This is a genomic window from Pseudomonas paraeruginosa PA7 (genome assembly GCF_000017205.1).
GTDB classification, from domain to species: Bacteria; Pseudomonadota; Gammaproteobacteria; order Pseudomonadales; family Pseudomonadaceae; genus Pseudomonas; species Pseudomonas paraeruginosa.
Map to the genome: position 1 here is coordinate 5,867,787 of NC_009656.1, position 20,307 is coordinate 5,888,093.

Consider the following 20,307-nt stretch of genomic DNA (forward strand, 5'->3'; position numbering starts at 1 on the left):
CGTCATCTTCCAGCCTGTGCGCCGATCGGCAGCGGCGCGCCCGTCAGTAGCCGGCGGTGTCGTAGTCCACCTCGAAAGCGATGTCGTCGACCCGCGAGATCCCGGTTTCCAGGCGCCCGTCGGCATGCAGACGCAGCCAGCGATAGCCCGGCGCCTGGCGGTCGAGGGTGAAGTCACTGCTACCCGGGGCGAACTGCACGCAGGTGGACGGCGAGGCCAACAGGCGCAGGGGGCCGCGCTGGCGGTCGAACTCCTGGTGGATGTGCCCCCACAGCAGGCAACGCACCTGCGGATAGGGCGCCAGCAGGTCGAACAGCGCCTGCGGGTTGCGCAGGCCGATGGGATCCATCCAGTCGCTGCCGATCGGCACCGGATGGTGGTGGAAGGAGACCAGCAGGAAACGTTCTCCGGCGCTGTCGATGGCGCGCCGCAGCAGCTCCAGCTGGTCCTCCTCGAGATAGCCCGGCACCGCGCCGGGAATGCTCGAATCGAGCAGCACCACGCGCCAGTTGCCGACATCGACGACCTGTTCCAGCAGGTCGCTGCCCGCGGTGGCCTGCTGCATCGGCTCGCGTTCGTCGTGGTTGCCGGCGAACCAGCGCAACGGCGCGGCGAGCGGCGCGCTCAAGCGACGGAAGCGTGCGTAGGAGTCGAGACTGCCGTCCTGGGAGACGTCGCCGGTGGCGAGGATCAGGTCGATGCTCGGCTGCTCCCGGGCGACCCGCTCGACCACCTTCTCCAGGCTGTAGGCGGTATCCATGCCGAGCAGGCGCGCGCCGTCCTCGGCGAACAGGTGGCTGTCCGAGAGCTGCACCAGCAGTACGGAGGCGTCGGTATCGGGAGTGTTCGAATGGCGTGACAAGGGGCCGTCTCCTGAAGGCGAGGCGTCCGCGGTGAATGGGGGTGATTATGGTGACCGGCGAAAGAGGCGGCAAACCCGGAAAGCGGAACAGATCACAGTTGCGAGGACTACTTTTGGCTTGATGTCATTCAACTGGCCTTTTGCCTTCAGCCGCTCAACGCTGGGCCACCGGCTCCATTTCGTGGCCGCAGGCCAGGCAGTGGGCGAGCCATTCGCCAAGGAACAGGTTGAGCTGGTTCTTCTCGTCCGGCTGGTGCATCGCCTGGTTCGGGTAGGGATAGATCGCCATTAGCCGGCGCGCCTGCTCGGCACCGATCACCTCGGCCATCCGCGCATCGTGGTAGACCCGTACCTCCAGGCGCGGCGCCGGCAGCCAGGGCAGCCCCAGCTCCTGGCGCACCTGCAGGGTGGTGGTGTACGGGCAGGCCTCGGTCACCTCCAGCGCCAGCACGCCGATCAGCCGCTCCCCCTCGCTCAGCGCCACGCGGCGCGAGGCCCGGGTCTCGCGCATGTCCGGGAGCAGGCGCATGAGCCGCGCGTAGTTGGCCTCGCAGGTCGCCTGCAGGCCGGCCAGGTCGACCCGGTAGCGCTCGCGCAGCAGGCTCAGGCCCATAGCCCACGCACCTCGGCCCGGTTCAGGGCCAGCCACTGCAGGGCGATGATGCTCGCCGCGTTGTTGATCCGCCCGTCGCGCACGGCCTGCAGCGCGTCCTCCAGCGGCCAGACGTGGACGCGGATGTCCTCGCCCTCTTCCGGCAGGCCATGCACCCCGCCGACGCCCTCGCTGTCGCAGCGGCCGACGAACAGGTGCACCACCTCGTCGGTGCCACCCGGCGACGGCAGGTACTGGGTGATCGGCCAGAGCGCGCCGAGGGTCAGCCCGGCCTCCTCCATCGCCTCGCGATGGGCGACCTCCTCCGGTTGCTCGTCCTTGTCGATCAGGCCGGCGACCAGCTCCAGCAGCCAGGGATTGGCGAGCTTCTGCATCGCCCCGACGCGGAACTGCTCGATCAGCACCACGCAGTCACGCTGCGGATCGTAGGGCAGCACGCAGACCGCGTCGTGGCGGACAAACAGTTCCCGGCTGATTTCCCGGCCCATGCTGCCGTCGAACTGGCGATGGCGCAGGCGCAGGCGATCCAGGCGATAGAAGCCACGGAAGCATTCCTCGCGCTGGACGAGCTCGACGTCACCGGGGGCGGGTTTGAAGGTTTCGGACATCCTCGACTCACTTCACTCGGGTCTGTGGGTTTCGCGCCATCCTATCGCGGCCCGGCGCAGGGCGCAGCCACTTTCAGGACAGCTCGGGAAAACTTCGCGGCGCTCGCCGCACGGGCGTGTTTCCCGGGCGCGGCTAGGCCATACTTGGGGTTTGCGCGGGCCGAACTCAAGCGCGGCGCCAGGGTCGAAACGGACTGGCCGACGCCTCGGACCCGCCCTTTCATCGCCGCAAAAGGAATCCCATGCGCCTTCTGAAATTCGCCGCCCTCGGCAGCCTGGTCGTTCTGCTGAGCGCCTGCCAGAGCTTCTTCAAGCCCGGCCTCGACGATCCGCTGCCCAGCGAACGCCTCGCCAGCGAGCACCTGAAGCCCGGTTGCCAGGGCGAACAGTGCCCGTTGGTAAACATCGATACCCTGAAGTTCCCCGACGAGCCGCAACTGGATCCGATCATCGAGCGCGCCCTGCTGGAAATGACCCGGGAGAACAACGAAACGCCGCTGCCGGCATCGCTGGCGGCCTACGAGCGGCAGTTCCTGGACAGCGCCGAACCGGGCTGGAGCAGCTACCTGCAAGCCAAGGTGCGCGAACAACATGACGGTCTGGTGATCATCGAGCTTTCCAGCTACCTGTTCACCGGCGGCGCCCACGGCATGCCGGGGCGTGGCTTCATCAACTACGACCGCCGCCAGCACAAGGTGCTGGGCCTGCAGGACATGCTGGTTCCCGGCCAGGAAGAAGCCTTCTGGAAGCAGGCCGAGCTGGCCCACAAGGCCTGGCTGCTGGCCAACAAGCTCGACCAGGACGCCGACTTCCAGAAGACCTGGCCGTTCCAGCGCACCCCGCACGTGGCACTGACCTTCGGCGCGGTGACGCTGAAGTACGACGCCTATTCCATCGCGCCGTATTCCTACGCCCACCCCGAACTGAAGATCCCGTATCCGCGCCTGAACGGCATCGTCAAGCCGAACCTGTTCCCCGGCCGCGGCTGAACGCTTCCGGGCGTCAACGAAAAAGCCCCTCGCCGCGCACGGCGAGGGGCCTGGTGGGCCTGCGCGACGCGGCCTACACCTGCTTGTAGATCACCGAACCTTCATCCTTGAAGCGCGCCGCCTGCTCCTGGAAGCCGGCCTCGATGGCCTTGCTCTCGTCGGACAGGCCGTTCTCCTTGGCGTAGTCGCGGACTTCCTGGGTGATCTTCATCGAGCAGAACTTCGGTCCGCACATGGAGCAGAAGTGCGCGACCTTGGCCGAGTCCTTCGGCAGCGTCTCGTCATGGAACGCCCGCGCGGTGTCCGGGTCCAGGCCGAGGTTGAACTGGTCTTCCCAGCGGAACTCGAAGCGCGCCTTGGACAGCGCATTGTCGCGGATCTGCGCGCCCGGGTGGCCCTTGGCGAGGTCGGCGGCGTGGGCGGCGATCTTGTAGGTGATGATCCCGGTCTTCACGTCATCCTTGTTCGGCAGGCCCAGGTGCTCCTTGGGCGTGACGTAGCAGAGCATGGCGCAGCCGAACCAGCCGATCATCGCCGCGCCGATGCCCGAGGTGATGTGGTCGTAGCCGGGAGCGATGTCGGTGGTCAGCGGACCGAGGGTGTAGAACGGCGCCTCGTCGCAGCACTCCAGCTGCTTGTCCATGTTTTCCTTGATCAGTTGCATCGGCACGTGGCCGGGGCCTTCGATCATCACCTGCACGTCGTGCTTCCAGGCGATCTTGGTCAGCTCGCCGAGGGTCTCCAGCTCACCGAACTGGGCGGCGTCGTTGGCGTCGGCCACCGAGCCCGGGCGCAGGCCATCGCCCAGCGAGAAGCTGACGTCGTAGGCCTTCATGATTTCGCAGATCTCTTCGAAATGCGTGTAGAGGAAGTTTTCCTTGTGGTGCGCCAGGCACCACTTGGCCATGATCGAGCCGCCGCGGGAAACGATGCCGGTGACCCGCTTGGCGGTCAGCGGCACATAGCGCAGCAGCACGCCGGCGTGGATGGTGAAGTAGTCGACGCCCTGCTCGGCCTGTTCGATCAGGGTGTCGCGGAAGATTTCCCAGGTCAGGTCCTCGGCGACGCCATTGACCTTTTCCAGCGCCTGGTAGATCGGTACGGTGCCGATCGGTACCGGGCTGTTGCGCAGGATCCACTCGCGGGTTTCATGGATGTGCTTGCCGGTGGACAGGTCCATCACCGTGTCAGCGCCCCAGCGGATGCCCCAGGTGAGCTTCTCCACTTCTTCCTCGATCGACGAGCCCAGCGCGCTGTTGCCGATGTTGCCGTTGATCTTCACCAGAAAATTGCGGCCGATGATCATCGGCTCAAGCTCGGTGTGGTTGATGTTCGCCGGAATGATCGCGCGGCCGCGGGCGACTTCCTCGCGGACGAACTCGGGGGTGATTTCCTTCGGGATATTGGCGCCGAAGCTGTGCCCCGGGTGCTGCTGGTCGAGCAGGCCGGCGGCCCGGGCTTCCTGCAGCTTCATGTTCTCGCGGATGGCGATGTATTCCATCTCCGGGGTGATGATGCCTTTCTTCGCGTAATGCATCTGCGAGACGTTGGCGCCCGGCTTGGCCCGGCGCGGCGTGCGCACGTGGGCGAAGCGCAGCGCATCGAGGCTGGCGTCGGCCAGGCGCGCCTGGCCGAACTCGGAAGTCAGGCCGGGGAGGATCTCGGTGTCGCCGCGCTCGTCGATCCAGCGCGAACGCACGTCAGGCAGGCCCTTACGCAGGTCGATGCGGACCTCCGGGTCGGTATACGGACCGGAGGTGTCATAGACGAACACCGGCGGGTTCTTTTCGCCGCCGAAGGCGGTGGGGGTGTCGGCGAGGGAGATTTCCCGCACCGGGACGCGTATGTCCGGGCGCGAGCCGGTCAGGTAGACCTTGCGCGAGTTCGGGAAAGGCTGCGTCGACTGGCGGTCGAGCTGCTCAAGGCGGGTGATGTTGTTCTTCTGCGTTGCGCTCATCGATGGCTCTCCTGGGTGATTGTCGGGAGAACCTGGCACGCGGGGCCACCGGGACTGGTGGCGAGAAGGACGCGCCGGCAAGGCAGGCATGGCGCGGACATCTTGTTCCCTACGCGGGTTGCTGCGGTCCGCGCGAGGCGGAACCGGACGCTAGCCCGATCAGGTTCAACGGGATCCGGAACTATCCGATCTCAGCCCCTCGTATAGGGCACCCCGACAAGAACCCTGGCAGTCTAATCAAGACCGGTGGGATTCGCCAACGGAAAACGCCCGCGCCGACCGGCAGTCGTCGACGCACTCGCCAGGGTGGCCGCAGATACCCCCACGATCGCCGGAACATCGCTCCGGACTGGCTCTTCGATCAGTTGCCGCACGGCTGCCTTGACCGCCACCGATGGCGACCTTAGCCTTGCCCCACCTCGCATCTTTTCCAGGACGAACGAATGCTGCGCAGACTCTCCCTGGCGGCCGCCGTGGCCGCTGCGACCGGTGTCGCCTGGGCCGCCCAGCCGACCCCGCTGCCGACCAAGACCGACCTGATCAGCGTCTACAAGGAAGCCGTCGACAACAACGCCGACCTCGCCGCCGCCCAGGCCGACTACCTGGCGCGCAAGGAAGTGGTGCCCCAGGCCCGCGCCGGCCTGCTGCCGCAACTCGGTGCCGGCGGCCGCATCGGTGACTCGCGGATCGCTCTCGACGAGCCCGCAGCAACGGTCAAGCGCAGCAGCCATGTAGTCCAGGCCAGCCTCAGCCAGCCGCTGTTCCGCGCCGACCGCTGGTTCCAGTGGCAAGCCGCCAAGGAAACCAGCGACCAGGCCCGGCTGGAATTCTCCGCGACCCAGCAGGACCTGATCCTGCGCAGCGCCGAGACCTACTTCACGGTGCTCCGCGCCCAGGACAACCTGGCCACCAGCAAGGCCGAGGAAGCCGCCTTCAAGCGCCAACTGGACCAGGCCAACGAGCGCTTCGACGTGGGCCTTTCCGACAAGACCGACGTGCTCGAGGCCCAGGCCAGCTACGACACCGCCCGCGCCAACCGGCTGATCGCCGAACAGCGAGTGGACGATGCCTTCCAGGCCCTGGTGACCCTGACCAACCGCGACTACAGCGCCATCGAGGGCATGCGCCACACCCTGCCGGTGGTGCCGCCGGCGCCGAACGACGCCAAGGCCTGGGTCGATACCGCAGTGCAGCAGAACCTGCGCCTGCTGGCCAGCAACTACGCGGTCAACGCCGCCGAGGAAACCCTCCGCCAGCGCAAGGCCGGGCACCTGCCGACCCTCGACGCCGTGGCCCAGTACCAGAAGGGCGACAACGACGCCCTCGGCTTCGCCAACAGCGCGGCCAACCCGCTGGTGCACTACGGCAAGGATGTCGAGGAGCGTACTATCGGCCTGGAGCTGAACATCCCGATCTATACCGGTGGGCTGACTTCCTCCCAGGTCCGCGAGTCCTACCAGCGCCTCAACCAGAGCGAGCAGTCCCGCGAAGGCCAGCGCCGCCAGGTGGTGCAGGACACCCGCAACCTGCACCGCGCGGTGAATACCGACGTCGAGCAGGTCCAGGCGCGGCGCCAGGCGATCATCTCCAACCAGAGTTCGCTGGAAGCCACCGAGATCGGCTACCAGGTCGGCACCCGCAACATCGTCGACGTGCTCAACGCCCAGCGCCAGCTGTACGCCGCCGTGCGCGACTACAACAACAGCCGCTACGACTACATCCTCGATACCCTGCGCCTGAAGCAGGCGGCCGGCACCCTCAGCCCGGCCGACCTGGAGGCGCTCAGCGCCTATCTGAAGCAGGACTACGATCCGGACAAGGACTTCCTCCCGCCAGACCTGGCCAAGGCCGCCGCCGAGCAGTTGCAGGCCCAGCCGCGGGTCCGCTGACCTCCCTTCCCCCCAGCGCCGCCTCCGACCATCCGGGCCGGAGGCGGATGCATCCAGCAGCCAGCCGGCATTCCCGCCTCCATTTCACCGCGATACGTTCCGCCATCGACGAGCGCTCGGACAACCTGGCGAATGGACCAGGACACTCGCCGTCCCGATAAAGCCAATCCATACAATCAATCTTGCTCAAAACAAATTAAAACAACTAAAAAAATCCGAATATCCAATAAGAAACTTCAGAAATAATTATCCCCCTGCCAGTCCGACACTCCACGCATGAAAGAATATGCTCGATAGCCCAGCCGGGCTCATCTCCCGACGGCGTATTTACGGCTGACCGCCAGCGCCGCGGGGGCCGCCGGCAGCCAAAAGCCATTCTCCGCATCGAATAGAACGAATACGAAAGGACTTCAGAAAGTATTAGCGACCCCTTTAGGAAAATCCGACAAACAGGCAAGTAATCTCCCTTTCACCTGCGCACGCATTGTTATCCAACGCGCACCTGCCAAATACTCCCAAGATATAAATCTTCCAGAAAAGCCAAAAAACAAAATGAATACCGGAGCCTGATTTTCAGTTCCTGCGTATTTGCTCATTCAAAAATTTCCAGAAAGAACTTCGTTCAGGGATCCCCTGTTCGGGTAACCGGCACGAAACGCTGGCAATGACTGTCGGCATCGCCGGAACTCAACCGTCCCGCTGCGGGCAACGGGACCTAACCATATGTAAGGAGCCAACATGAACAAGACCTACGCGCTGGTCTGGAACCAGGCCACGGGATGCTGGAACGTCGCCAGCGAAGGCACCCGCCGGCGCGGCAAGAGCGGCCGCGGCACCCTGCTGGCGGTCGCCGGCGCCTCGCTGCTGAGCCTGCTCGGCCTGCCCGAGGCCTTCGCCCTGCCCAGCGATGGCAAGGTCATCCATGGCGAGGCCGGCCTTCACACCTCCACCGACGGCAAGCACCTGGCCATCGACCAGCAGAGCCAGAAACTGATCACTCAGTGGAACGGCTTCGATATCGCCGGCGATGAAAGCGTCCGCTTCAACCAGCCCAACAGCACCGCCGTCGCCCTCAACCGTGTGGTCGGCACCAACGGCAGCCAGATCCTCGGCAAGCTCGACGCCAACGGCAAGGTGTTCCTGGTCAACCCCAACGGGGTGGTGTTCGGCAAGACCGCCCAGGTCAACGTCGGCGGCCTGGTCGCCAGCACCCTGGACATCTCCGACAAGGACTTCCTCGACGGCAACTACCGCTTCAGCGGCAAGTCCACCGCCCAGGTGAGCAACGCCGGCCGCCTCAACGCCAGCGAAGGCGGCAGCGTCGCCCTGCTCGGCGCGCGGGTCGACAACAGCGGCGTGATCCAGGCCCGCCTGGGCAGCGTCGCCCTCGGCGCCGGCGAGGACGTCAGGCTCAACTTCGACGGCAACGGCCTGCTCAACCTGCAGGTGAACGCCGGCGCGGTCGACGCCCTGGCGCACAACGGCGGCCTGCTCAAGGCCGACGGCGGCCAGGTGCTGATGACCGCGCGCAGCGCCGACAGCCTGCTCAAGACCGTGGTCAGCAACCAGGGCGTGATCGAGGCGAAAACCCTGCAGAATCGAGACGGCCGCATCGTCCTCGACGCCGGCAACGGCACCCTCCAGGTCGCCGGCCGCCAGGACGCCAGCGCCAGCGGCCAGGGCAATGGCGGAGTGGTGGAAAACCGCGGCGCCAAGGTTGAAGTGCACCAGTACGCCAAGGTCGATACCCGTTCCAAGCAAGGCCAGACCGGTACCTGGAAGATCGCCGCGAACAACCTGGAAGTCGCCAGCAGCGTGCTGCGCGACGCCGCAACGCTGAAGGCCAGCACCCTGGCGGACAACCTGGAAACCACCAGCATCGAACTGGCCAGCACCCAGGGCGACCTCAAGGTCGACGCACCGCTGTCCTGGAACAGCGGCAACAAGCTGGGCCTGAGCGCCGAGCGCGGCAACGTCGAGGTGAACGGCAACCTGCGCGCCAGCGGCGACCAGGCCGAACTGGCGCTGAACGCGCGCGACCAGGTACGCCTGAACGCCGACCTGTCCCTCACCGGGCGCAACGCCAGGCTGGAGCTGAACAGCGGCAAAGGCCACAAGCTCGCCGACGGCGTGCGCGTGACCCTTTCCGGCGCCGGTGCCGGCTACCGTGCCAACGGCGAGGATTACCGGGTGATCCAGAACCTCGCGCAGCTGCGCGAGGTCGAAAACGACCTGAATGGCCGCTATGTCCTCGGCACCCGTATCGACGGCGGCCAGACCCGCTTCGAAACCCTCGGCAGCCGTTCGAACCGCGCCTTCTCCGGCACCTTCGACGGCCTGGGCAACAGCATCGCCAACCTGGCGCTATACAGCAACGGCAACTGGGTGGGGTTGTTCAACCTGAACACCGGGCGCCTCGCCAACCTCACCCTCGAAAGCATCGGCGCCAGCGTGGCACATCCCGCCAACATGGAGGCAGGCAGCCTGGCCGCGCTCAACCTGGGGCACATCGACAATGTACGGATTCGCAACGGCCAGGTCAGCGGCGCCGCACAGCGCAACCTACTCGGTGGCCTCGTCGCGCGGAACTACGGCAGCATTGCCAACAGCACCTTCCAGGGACGCATCAACGGCAGCCGCAACACCTACGCGATGGGTGGGCTGGCCGGCTACAACGGCAGCCAGGCCCTGATCGCAGCCAGCTCGGCCGACATGGTGCTGGGCGGCCAACCGGCAGAAGCGAGCGCCGGCGCGCTGGTGGGCGTCAACGCCGGTGGCCGTCTCCTCGACAGCCATGCGCGCGGCAGCATCGACCTGGCCGGCGACCGGCTGAACATCGGCGGACTGGTCGGCCACAACCAGGGCGGCTTGCTGCGCGACCTCGAATCCTCAGTGAACGTTACCGCGCGCGGACGCGACGGCCTGCTGGGCGGGCTGGTCGGTCTGAACGAACAAGGCACTCTGGAACACGGCTCGGCCAGCGGCAATGTCAGCGGCTACGGCAGCCAGGCGATCGGTGGCCTGGTCGGCAGGAACCTGAAGGGTACCCTGCGCAACAGTTCCGCCAGCGGCAAGGTGAACGACCTGATCAGCACCCAGGTGGGCGGGCTGGTCGGACACAACCGCGACGGCAACCTCGACTCGGTATCGGCCTCCGGCAACGTCAGCGGCGGTGTGCGAGCCATGATCGGCGGACTGGTCGGGCTCAACCAGGGCGGCAGGCTCAGCGCCATCTCGGCCACCGGCAACGTCAGCGGCCTTGGTGCGGGCAACGTCGGCGGACTGATCGGAGAAAGCCAGGACGCCCTGATCGTCGGCGCCCTGGCGCAGGGCAAGGTCTCGGGTGGCGCGCAGAGTTCGACGGGCGGGCTGATCGGTCGCCACGCCAGCGGCCGGGTGGAGCAGGCGACAGCCCACGGCGATGTCGCGACCGGCCCCGGCGGCATTGCCGGCGGGCTGATCGGCTGGAGTGGCGGAGAGGTCGTCGCCACCTCCGCCTCCGGCGACGTTTCCAGCGACCACGGCATGGTCCTCGGCGGGCTGGTGGGCTGGAACCAGGGCTCTGTGAGTCACTCGTCCGCCAGCGGCAAGGTCGATACCGACGTCAGCATCCATGGCGGCCTGATCGGCCTGAACCTCGGCCAGCAGCACGCCAACAGCACCGAGGGCGAAGCGGCGAAGACCCGCCTGCTGGGCTACAACGCACAACGCTGAAGCCCCTGTAACGAGCGCCCCGCCATGGACCTCCATGGCGGGGCGTTTTTCATGTCGATGGAACAGGCAGCAACGGACGGAGCCGCTCGTCGAACTGCTCCAGGCGCGGAAAGACCAGCGGAACATCGTCCTCCAGGCGCGCCAGGCGGGCGCGATAGGCGGCCAGGAACGCCCCGCGCGCCTCGTCGCTGATGTAAGGCACGTGCCAGGCGACGAAGGGCGCCAGCACCTGCATGCCGACATAGGCCAGGGTGCCGCGCAGGAGCGGCCGCAGCATGTCCTCCAGCGGCCCGTGGATGGCGCCCTCGCCGAACATGTGCTGGCGCCCGCCCAGGGTCAGGCTGACCAGCGCCTTCTTGCCGGCCAGGCCACCCTGGTCGTAGAAGCGCTTGCCGCCGTAGCAGACCCCGGAGACCAGCACGCGGTCGAACCAGCCCTTGAGGATCGCCGGCACCGAGAACCAGTAGAGCGGGAAGTTGAGGATCAGCAGGTCGGCCCACAGCAGCTTGTCCAGCTCGGCCTGGATGTCGGCGGCCAGGCTCTGGCGCTTGACGCTCTCGCGCTGCTCCAGGGCGTACACCAGGTAGTCGGGATCGGCGCGTTCGGCGAAGTCGGCGGCACTGGCCACCGGGTTCCAGTTCATCGCGTAGAGGTCCGAGACCTGCACCGCGTGGCCCTGGCCTGCCAGGGTCTCGCATGCCTGGTCACAGAGCGCGCGGGTGAAGGATTGCGGTTCGTTGTGGGCGTGGACGATCAGTACGTTCATCGTGGTTTCCGAATCGTGGTGATCGGCCGCATCGCTCGCGGCCGAGGGTTTCAGGCCTGGCCGAGCGACTCGGCGGCGCACAGCGCGATGCGCCGGCAGGCTTCGCGCAGCGGTTCGGCACCAAGCACCAGGCCGAGACGGATATGCCCGGCGGCGCTCGGGCCGAAGGCTTCGCCGGCGAGCACCGAGACGCCATGGCGGTCCAGCAGGCGGTCGGCGAAGGCCTGGGCGGAAAGTCCGGTGGGGCGGATATCGACCATCACGAACATGCCGCCGTCCGGGCACAACGGACGCAGGCCGGGGCTGTCGGCCAGGCATTCGAGCACCAGGTCGCGGCGGCGGCGGTAGGCCTCGCGCATCACCTCCAACTCCGGCAGCGGCGCTTCCAGCGCGGTGCAGGCGGCATCCTGGATGAACGCCGGCGAGCCATAGAGCATGCACAGGGCGAGGTTCTCCAGGTGCGCGCAGAGCGCCGCGGGGCCGACCACCCAGCCGACCCGCCAACCGGTCATCGCATGGGACTTCGACAGGCTGTTCAGGGTCGCGGTGCGCTCGGCCATCCCCGGCAGGCTGGCCGGACTGACGTGCTCGCCGTCGAACAGCAGTTCGCTGTAGACCTCGTCGGAGATCATCCACAGGTCATGAGCCCTGCACAGCTCGGCCAGGGCTTCCCAGGTGGCCCGCGGCAGGCTGGCGCCGGACGGGTTGTGCGGGCTGTTCAGCGCCATCGCGCGCGTGCGCGGGGTGATCAGTGCGGCGACCTCCCCGGCCTGCACGCGGAAGCCATTCTCGGAGCGCACCGGCACCGGCACCACCCGCGCGCCACAGGCGCCGAACACCGCTTCGTAGGTGACGTACATCGGCTCGGCGACTATCACCTCGTCGCCCGGATCCAGCAGGCACTGCACCACCGCGTACAGCGCGCACTGGGCGCCGGCCAGCACCACCACCTGCTCCGCGTCCACCGCCTGGCCGCTACGCCGACGGTGGCGCTCGGCGATGCGCTGGCGCAGGGCGCGCTTGCCGCGCACCTCGGCGTAGTGGGTGTGGCCGGCCAGCAGGCTGTCGATGGCCGACCGGACGATGGGCGCCGGGGTGTCGAAGTCGGGGTCGCCGACCGACAGCAGGAGGATGTCCTCGCCCTGCTCGACCCGCGCCAGCGCGCGATAGTGGATGTTCCAGGCAGCGGCGCCGTCGCCGGCGATACGTTGGGTGAGGTCGGAATAGCGCATGGATGCTCTCCTTGTCCGGCGGTCAGCGCGCGCAGGCGTGCCGCAGTTCGATCAGGGTCACGCCAGGATGCTCGAAGCCGGCCCGCAGGTCCCGCTCCAGTTCGTCCAGGTCCTGCGGCTGGCGCACCGCGCAGCCGTAGGCGCGGCCCAGCAGGGCGAAATCGGGGTTGCGCGGCAGCACGCCGATCGGCTCGATGTCCAGGCCGAGCATATCGTCGCGGATCTGGCCGAGCGCGTCGTTGTTCCACAGTAGCACCACCAGCGGACTGTCCAGTTCCTCGCTGGCGGTGGCCAGTTCCTGCGCGGTGTAGAGGAAGCCGCCATCGCCGACCAGCACCAGGCCCGGGCGCTGCGGGGCGCCGAGCTTGGCGCCGATGCCGGCCGGCAGGCCGTAGCCGAGGGTGCCGTAGCCGGTGGGATGCAGCCAGCTGCGCGGCGCTCGGCTGGCGAACGCGTAGTTGCCGGTATAGGCCAGCTGGGTCATGTCGGTGCTGACGAAAGCATCGGCCGGCAGCGCAGCGGCGATCCGGTCGAGGATCGCCTGGTGCAGCGCCTGTAGCGGCGCGTGTGCCGCGCGGATCTCCGTGCGCAGGCGCGCCACCCTCGCGGCGGCCGGCGCGCCGTCGCGGGCCTCCTGCGGCAGGCGCGCCAGCAGCGCCTCCAGGGTCTGCCGGGCGTCGCCCTTGAGCGCCACGGCAGAGGGATAGAAGTCGTTGAACTTGCGCGGGTCGATATCGACGCGGATCAGTTCGCCGGACAGCGGCAGGCGTTCGCGCCAGAAGTCGGTGTCGGCCATCTCGGTGCCCACCGCCAGCACCAGGTCGGCCTCGGCGATCATCTCCCAGCCCGGCGCCACGCACAGGCTGGCCCCCGCGTTGAGCGGAGCGTCCGGGGGCAGCAGGCCCTTGCCGGCGACGCTGGTGAACAGCGGCGCGGCCAGGCGCTCGCTCAGCGCGGCAAGCGCCTCGGCGGCCGCCAGCGCGCCGCCGCCGGCGATGAGCATCGGTCGCCGGGCCGCAGCCAGGCGCTCCGCCGCCGCCCGCAATGCCTCGGTGCACGGCACGCCACGACCAGGGCGGCGCGCCACGGCAGCGCTCCAGTCATGGGCCACCGGCGCGGCGAGCACGTCGAGCGGGATCGAGATATGCACCGGGCGCGGACGCTCGCTGTCGAACACCGCGTAGGCCCGGGCGATCAGTTCGGGCAGCTGTTCCGGGCTCAAGGCCAGGGCGGAGAACGCAGTGATCGGCGCGGTCATGGCACGCTGGTCCTGGGTCTCGTGCAGGCAGCCCCAGCCCTTGCCCAGGCTGGCGCTGTGGTTGACGCTGGAGATCACCAGCAGCGGCACCGAGTCGGCGTAGGCCTGGCCGATGGCGGTGGCGACGTTGGTCACGCCCGGCCCGGTGATGACGAAGCACACTCCCGGCTTGCCGCTGACCCGCGCATAGCCGTCGGCCATGAAGCCGGCGCCCTGCTCGTGGCGGGTCAGCACGTGGCGGATGCCGCTGCCCGGAAGTCCGCGGTACAGCTCGAGGGTATGCACGCCGGGAATGCCGAAAACGGTATCCACGCCGTAGTTGGCCAGCAAGCGGACCAGGGCCTGGCCGGCGGTGAGGGTCTTCTGGGGTTGCATGGGCAATATCCTCGTCCAGTTCGGCGACCATCGGAGTCGCCGTTCGCGCCGCAGCGCTCTTGCTCCCACTCCCACAAGCGGGAGGGGGAGCCGTCGTGTCCCCCCGGGCCTTCAGCCATTGGCCAGCCGGATCAACGCATCCACCGCCAGCGCTCCCTCGGCATCCGCCAGCAACGGGTTGACGTCCAGCTCCAGCAGGCGCTCGGCATGTTCGCAGGCGAATTCGGCGACCGCACGGATCGCCGCCACCAGGGACTCCATGCATACCGCCGGGCGACCGCGGAAGCCGCTGAGCAACGGCGCGCTGCGCAGGCTCAGCAGGGCATCGCGGATCGCCGCGTCGGTGGTCGGCAGGAGCAGGCTGCGACTGTCGCGCAGCAGCTCCACGAGTATCCCGCCGGCACCGATCACCAATGCCAGGCCGAAGCCCTCCTCGCGCTTGACCCCGACGATCAGCTCGGCCAGCGGCGCGCCAGCCATGCGCTCCAGCAACACGCGCTCGAAGACCAGTTGCGGCGCGTGCCGGGCCAGGCTTTCGCGCATGTCGAACAATGCCGCCTCCAACGCCGCCTCGTTGCGCAGGCCGAGCGCCACGCCGCCGGCCTCGGTCTTGTGCGGCAGTGCGGCGCTGACCGCCTTGAGCACCAGCGGGAAGCCGAGGTCGAGGGCCGCTTCGCGGGCCTGGCCGGGGGTGCTCAGCACCCCCTGGGGCAGCGGCAGGCCGAAGGGTTTCAACGCCTGCTTGGATTGCCACTCGTCGAGCAGGTAGCCATCGCTCGCCAGCGGCCCTGGGCAGATCGGCACCAACGCCGCCTCACCGCGCTCCAGCAGCGCCACACGGCGCTGGCGGTAGCGGGCGATCCGTCCCCAGGCGGCGAGACCATCCTCGACGCCCTGCAGCGCAGCGACGCCCTCGCCGTGCAACAGTTCGCGGGCCCGGGCCGGCAGCAGTTCCGGGAACGCCGAGGCGATGAAGCCGATCTTGCCGTGGCGCTTCAGCGCGGCGCAGTAGCGTTGCAGAAGCAGGTCGCACTGCGGCCGCTCGCCGGTTTCCTCGCCCGGATAGTCGAGCACCAGCAGGGCGGCGTCGGCAGGGCTGCGCAAAGCGCTGTCGAGCATTTCCTCCAGGGCCGCGGCATCGCCCCAGATGGCGGTGGTGAAGTCCAGCGGGTTGGCGATGTTGGCGTAGTCGGGCAGCACCCCGGCCAGTTCGTCGCGCTGTCCGGCATCGAAAGACGGCAATGCCAGGCCGTTGCGCTCGGCGTAATCGGCGATCAACCCGGCGTCGCCGCCGGAGCAGGCCAGCGCGACCAGGCTCGGCCCGCCAGGCAGGTGGCCGCAGGCGGCGGCCTTGAGGGTTTCGACGAAGCTCACCGGGCCGCTCACGCGGATTACCCCGAGGCGCTCGAACAGGCTGTCGTAGAGCGCGTCGGAACCGGCCAGGGAACTGGTGTGGCTGAGCGCGAGGGCTGCACCGATCTCCGACACCCCGGTCTTCAGGGCGATCACCGGCACGCCTTTCTGCAACGCCTTATAGGCCGCGCGGGCGAACCCCGGGACGTTCTTCAGCCCTTCCAGATGCAGGCCGATGGCAGTCACCCGCGGCTCGTCGAGCAGCACATCCATCAGCTCGGCGATGCCCAGCTGCGCCTGGTTGCCCACCGATGCCATATAGGCCACCGGCAGCGAACGGTCGCTCATCGACAGGTTGTAGGCGAAGTTGCCGCTCTGCGTCAGCACCGCGACGCCCCGCTCCACCTGCCGACCGCCATGTGCCACCGGCCATAGCGCGGCGCCGTGCAGGTAGTCGAGCAGGCCGTAGCAGTTCGGGCCGAGCAGCGCCATTTCGCCGGCGGCGGCCAGCAGCCGACATTGCACGGCCAGACCCTGTTCGCCGGTTTCGGCGAAGCCGGAGGCATAGCAGATCGCCCCGCCGGCACCTTTGGCGGCGAGCGCGGCGACCGCGTCGAGGGTCAGTTCGCGGTTGGTGGCGACGAACGCCGCGTCCGGGCCGCACGGCAGGTCGGCGACGCTGGCCACGCAGGGTACGCCTTCGAGTTCGGCGTGCTGCGGATTGACCAGCCACAACTGGCCGGCGAAACCGCTTTCGGCACAGCGTTTCAGGGCACGCGCCATGCCACGGCCGCCGATGAAGGCGAGATGCCTGGGTGCCAGCAGGCGCTTGAGGTTTTCACGATTCATGTCGGTTCTCGATTCGGAACATGGCAGCCTTCCCCTCTCCCCTGGAGGAGACGGGAGCCAGGACTTCAACGCAGCAACGGCCGTAGCAGTTCGCGGGAAACGATGTGCCGCTGGATTTCCGAAGTGCCCTCCCAGATCCGCTCGATCCGCGCGTTGCGCCAGATGCGCTCGACCGGTCCTTCATCCATCAGGCCCATGCCGCCGAAGATCTGCACCGCTTCGTCGGCGACCTTGCCGAGGGTCTCGCTGGCGAACAGCTTGGCCATGCCGGCCTCGCCGTCGGTCATGGTGCCCTGGTCCATCTTCCAGGCGGTGTGCAGGGTCATCAGCTCGGCGGCACGGATCTGCGTGGCCATGTCGGCGAGCTTGAAGGAAACGCCCTGGTAGCTGCCGATCGGCTGGCCGAACTGCTTGCGCTCGGCCGCCCAGCGCAGCGACAGGTCGAGCGCGCGCTGGGCCTGGCCGACGCAGTTGGCGGCGACCATCACCCGTCCGGCGGTGAGCCAGGCGTTGGCCACTTCCCAGCCCTTGCCGACCTCGCCGAGTACCTTGGAGGCCGGCACCCGGCAATCGTCGAAGAAGATCTCGTAGGTGTGGTAGCCACGGTTGCTCACGCATTTCGGTCCGCGCCGCACGGTCATCCCGGGCGTGCCCTTGTCCACCAGGAAGGCGGTCACCGCGTTGCGCTTGCGACCGTTGTGCTCGTAGCTGTCGGTGACGGCGAAGACGATGGCGAAGTCGGCGTGCCCGGCGTGGCTGATGAAGTGCTTGCTGCCGTTGATCACGAAGGCGTCGCCGTCGCGCACCGCACGGGTCTTGATCGAATTGGCGTCGGAGCCGGCGCCCGGCTCGGTGAGGGCGAAGCAGTCGGTCTTTTCGCCCTGCACGCAGGGCAACAGGTAGTCGCCGAGCTGTTCCCCGGTGCAGGCCATGAGGATCTTCGAGGGCCGCGCGACGAATACGTGGAGGGCCCAGGAGACCTTCGACAGCTCGCGTTCGACCAGCGCCTGGGACAGGTAGTCGAGGCCGCCGCCGCCCACTTCTTCGGGCATGTTGAAGGCATAGAAACCGGCGGCGAGGGCCTTGCCGCGAATCTGCGCGGCCAGCTCCGGCGACACCGCGTCGGCGCGGTCGACATCGTCCTCGTGGGGCAGCAGTTCCTTCTCGACGAAGCTGCGCACCGCCTCGACCAGCATGTCCTGTTCCTGGGTCAGCCTGAAATCCATGGGAATCACCTGCTCGGCGCCTAGCGCCCGCTGAATTGAGGGGAACGTTTCTCGGCCACGGCGCGCAGCGCCTCGGCGGCATCCTCGCTGCGCCCGCAGAGCAGCCCGGCGGCCTGCTCGGCCCGCAACTGCTCGGCCAGCGAGCGCCCGGCGCCGTCGCGCAGCAGGCGCTTGGTCTGGGCGAAGGCGAAGGTCGGGCCGCTGGCGAGACGCGCGGCGAAGGCGCCGACCGTCTCAACCAGGCGCTCGTCGGCGACCACCTCGCCGACCAGTCCGGCGCCCAGGGCGCGCTCCGCGCTCCAGGCTTCGTCGAGGAACAGCAGGCGCTTGGCCGCCTCGCTGCCGAGCAGCCGTGGCAGATGCCAACTGGCGCCGGCGTCCGGGCAGTAGGCCATGCCGGTGTAGCCGGCCTTGAAGCGCGCCGAGGCGGCGGCGATGCGGAAATCGCAGCACAGCGCCAGGTCCATGCCAGCGCCCACGGCGCTGCCGTTGACGGCGGCGACGGTGGGTTTGTCGAGGGCGTGCAGGCGACCCATCAGGGTGTGGGCGGCCTCGGTCCAGCCATAGCTTTCCAGCTCGCCACGGGCCTCGGCCGCCGCCCATTCGGCGAGATCGGCCCCGGCGCAGAAACTGCGTCCGCTGCCGCTGAGGACCACAGCGCGCACTGCCGGGTCGCGCTCACAGGCATCGAGTCGGAGGTGCAGGGCCTCCAGGGTGGGGATATCCAGTGCATTGCGCTGTTGCGGACGGTTCAGGACGAGCCAGGCGATCCCGGCTTCGACCCGCGTCTGCAATGGGGAAAGGTCAGTCATGCGGCCCTCGTTCTTATTGTTGGTTGATGGCGATCACGGCTTTCAGGCAATACTAAACACTCGTTCAACAAGACCACAATCCACCCATTCGGGTGTATGTAACGGCCCTGCGGCAGGCGCAAAGCCACACGCCATGCGATCCGCCGAAAAGCGGCGGAGGCCCGCGCGAGCCGGCTGTTACAACTTCGAACAAACCAACCAGGCGAAAACGAAAACGCCCGCCGGATGCGGCGGGCGTCGGGACCTGCGAATGGCCGTTCAGCCGGCCCGTCCCAGGGCGGGGTCGCCCAGTCCCTGCGGCTGCCGGCGACGAACCACGTAATAGGCCAGGTAGCAGGCGGCGATGAAGCCGAAGCCCCAGTACAAGGATGGCCGCTGGGTGGGATCGAGGGCGAGGAAGACGAACAGCGAGCAGCACACGGCGATACAGGCCAACGGCACCAGCGGGAACAGCGGCGCGGCATATTTCAGCTCGGCGACCGTGCCGCCGCCGGCCATGTGCTCGCGGCGGAAGCGGTATTGGGCGTAGGCGATGACGATCCAGGTGACGGTGCCGGACATCCCGCTCACCGCCATCAGCACCATGAACAGGGTGTCGGCGGCGACCACGCTGGTCAGCAACGAGAGCAGGGCGAAGCACAAGGTGATCAGCAGCGCGTAGAGCGGTACGCCGCGCGCGCTGAGCTTCGACAGGCCGCGCGGGGCCATGCCGTTCCTGGACATCGCCCAGAGGATCCGCGTCGAGGCGTACAGGCCGGAGTTACCTACCGAGAGGATGGCGGTGAGGATGACGAAGTTCATCAGGTCCGCCGCGTAGGGAATCCCGACCATGTCGAAGACCTGCACGAACGGGCTTTCCACCAGCCCGGCCTGTTGCCAGGGAATGATGGCGGAAAGCACGACGATGGCCAGCACATAGAAGATCAGTACGCGGAACACCACGTTGCGCACCGCCCGCGGGATGCTCTTCTCCGGTCGCTCGGTCTCGCCGGCGGCGACGCCCATGATCTCGCAACCCTGGAAGGCATAGACCACCGTCATCATCACCGCGAACACCGCCGACAGCCCGTTGGGGAACAGCCGCTCGCCGACCAGGTTGGAGAACATCGGCGCCGGCGCACCGCTCTTCAGTTCGATACCGCCGAAGATCACCAGCCCCCCGACCACGATGAACACCAGGATCGCCGCCACCTTGATCCCGGCGAACCAGTACTCGGCCTCGCCGAAGGCGCGGGTCGCCAGGGCATTGAGGGAGAACAGCACGACCACGAAGAAACCCGACCATAGCCACACGGGCACCTCCGGAAACCAGCGGGTCATGAGCATCCCGGCCGCGGTGAATTCCAGGCCTACCGTGGAGGCCCAGCTCATCCAGTAGACCCAGCCGATCATGAAGCCGGTCGCCGGGCCGATGAAGCGCGTCGCGTGGGCCTGGAACGAACCGGAGACCGGCATCTGCACCGACAGCTCGCCGAGGCAGACCATCACCAGGTACATCAGCACCCCGGCCACCAGGTAGGCCAGCACCGCGCCGGCCGGGCCGCCCTGGTTGATGGTCACGCCGGAGCCCATGAACAGCCCGGTGCCGATCACCCCGCCGAGGGACAGCATGAAGATGTGGCGGCTCGCCAAGGCCCGGGTGAGTTGCAGTCTTTCCTTGCCTTCAGCCATGGCGCACCTCCGGATGAGAGTACGCGCAGGGGTCTTCGAGATGGCTCATTATTCTTGTCTCCACTCTGTCAGAGGCCGTGTCTTGCGCACGGATGAGCGGATTATTGGCGGCGGATGTAAGACGCCGTTGAAC

At 67.8% G+C, this 20,307-nt stretch carries 15 protein-coding genes and 1 riboswitch; of the genes, 3 read left to right on the forward strand and 12 right to left on the reverse strand.

Features of this window, described 5'->3' with window-relative positions:
• Positions 1-43: 43 nt before the first annotated feature.
• From cpdA to PSPA7_RS27210, 3 genes are all read right to left on the reverse strand, one after another.
• The gene (cpdA, locus tag PSPA7_RS27200) at positions 44-862 is read right to left on the reverse strand and encodes a 3',5'-cyclic-AMP phosphodiesterase (protein ID WP_003151486.1); all 819 of its coding nucleotides are present in this window, start codon (positions 860-862) and stop codon (positions 44-46) included.
• Between the two features lie 154 nt (positions 863-1,016).
• Entirely contained in the window at positions 1,017-1,475 is a 459-nt protein-coding gene (locus PSPA7_RS27205) for a DUF1249 domain-containing protein (protein WP_012077656.1), read from the reverse strand.
• Positions 1,466-2,083 carry an NUDIX domain-containing protein gene (locus PSPA7_RS27210; RefSeq protein ID WP_003095694.1) on the reverse strand — a complete coding sequence of 206 codons (618 nt, stop codon included), beginning with the start codon at positions 2,081-2,083 and terminating at the stop codon, positions 1,466-1,468. The genes PSPA7_RS27205 and PSPA7_RS27210 overlap by 10 nt, the downstream gene beginning before the upstream one ends.
• Before the next feature lie 242 nt (positions 2,084-2,325).
• On the opposite strand from PSPA7_RS27210, the gene PSPA7_RS27215 reads away from it, so the two are divergent.
• Positions 2,326-3,072 (forward strand): RsiV family protein, encoded by a 747-nt coding sequence (locus PSPA7_RS27215; RefSeq protein WP_003151488.1) that lies wholly within the window; start codon positions 2,326-2,328, stop codon positions 3,070-3,072.
• A 73-nt stretch (positions 3,073-3,145) separates the two neighbouring features.
• Here the strand turns inward: PSPA7_RS27215 and thiC are convergent, their stop codons facing one another.
• Positions 3,146-5,029, reverse strand: a complete 1,884-nt coding sequence (gene thiC / locus PSPA7_RS27220; RefSeq protein ID WP_012077657.1) for a phosphomethylpyrimidine synthase ThiC — start codon at positions 5,027-5,029, stop codon at positions 3,146-3,148.
• Between the two features lie 89 nt (positions 5,030-5,118).
• Positions 5,119-5,255: riboswitch (TPP riboswitch) on the reverse strand.
• A 217-nt stretch (positions 5,256-5,472) separates the two neighbouring features.
• Here thiC and opmH point away from each other — a divergent pair.
• Positions 5,473-6,918 (forward strand): efflux transporter outer membrane subunit OpmH, encoded by a 1,446-nt coding sequence (gene opmH / locus PSPA7_RS27225; RefSeq protein ID WP_012077659.1) that lies wholly within the window; start codon positions 5,473-5,475, stop codon positions 6,916-6,918.
• 410 nt (positions 6,919-7,328) lie between these two features.
• Here the strand turns inward: opmH and PSPA7_RS32255 are convergent, their stop codons facing one another.
• Positions 7,329-7,514, reverse strand: a complete 186-nt coding sequence (locus PSPA7_RS32255) for a hypothetical protein (protein ID WP_126593888.1) — start codon at positions 7,512-7,514, stop codon at positions 7,329-7,331.
• 142 nt (positions 7,515-7,656) lie between these two features.
• Here PSPA7_RS32255 and PSPA7_RS27230 point away from each other — a divergent pair, with 142 nt between their 5' ends.
• Positions 7,657-10,632, forward strand: coding sequence for a two-partner secretion domain-containing protein (locus PSPA7_RS27230; protein ID WP_012077661.1), 2,976 nt, complete (start codon positions 7,657-7,659; stop codon positions 10,630-10,632).
• A gap of 49 nt (positions 10,633-10,681) precedes the next feature.
• Here PSPA7_RS27230 and PSPA7_RS27235 read toward each other — a convergent pair whose 3' ends face one another.
• The 7 genes from PSPA7_RS27235 to PSPA7_RS27265 all read right to left on the reverse strand — a co-directional run bounded on the left by PSPA7_RS27235 (position 10,682) and on the right by PSPA7_RS27265 (position 20,174).
• Positions 10,682-11,398: an NAD(P)H-dependent oxidoreductase gene (locus PSPA7_RS27235; RefSeq protein WP_012077662.1), complete on the reverse strand. Its 717-nt coding sequence runs from the start codon at positions 11,396-11,398 to the stop codon at positions 10,682-10,684.
• Between the two features lie 50 nt (positions 11,399-11,448).
• Complete coding sequence (aruH, locus tag PSPA7_RS27240; protein ID WP_012077663.1) at positions 11,449-12,630, reverse strand: arginine--pyruvate transaminase AruH; 1,182 nt, start codon at positions 12,628-12,630, stop codon at positions 11,449-11,451.
• 22 nt (positions 12,631-12,652) lie between these two features.
• On the reverse strand, positions 12,653-14,332 hold the full coding sequence (locus tag PSPA7_RS27245) for a 5-guanidino-2-oxopentanoate decarboxylase (protein WP_079262214.1): 1,680 nt from the start codon (positions 14,330-14,332) through the stop codon (positions 12,653-12,655).
• Between the two features lie 42 nt (positions 14,333-14,374).
• Positions 14,375-16,465 (reverse strand): acetate--CoA ligase family protein, encoded by a 2,091-nt coding sequence (locus PSPA7_RS27250; protein WP_012077665.1) that lies wholly within the window; start codon positions 16,463-16,465, stop codon positions 14,375-14,377.
• A 65-nt stretch (positions 16,466-16,530) separates the two neighbouring features.
• Entirely contained in the window at positions 16,531-17,691 is a 1,161-nt protein-coding gene (locus PSPA7_RS27255) for an acyl-CoA dehydrogenase family protein (RefSeq protein ID WP_012077666.1), read from the reverse strand.
• A gap of 20 nt (positions 17,692-17,711) precedes the next feature.
• Positions 17,712-18,503: an enoyl-CoA hydratase/isomerase family protein gene (locus tag PSPA7_RS27260; protein ID WP_012077667.1), complete on the reverse strand. Its 792-nt coding sequence runs from the start codon at positions 18,501-18,503 to the stop codon at positions 17,712-17,714.
• A gap of 258 nt (positions 18,504-18,761) precedes the next feature.
• Entirely contained in the window at positions 18,762-20,174 is a 1,413-nt protein-coding gene (locus PSPA7_RS27265) for an amino acid permease (RefSeq protein WP_012077668.1), read from the reverse strand.
• Positions 20,175-20,307 lie beyond the last annotated feature (133 nt).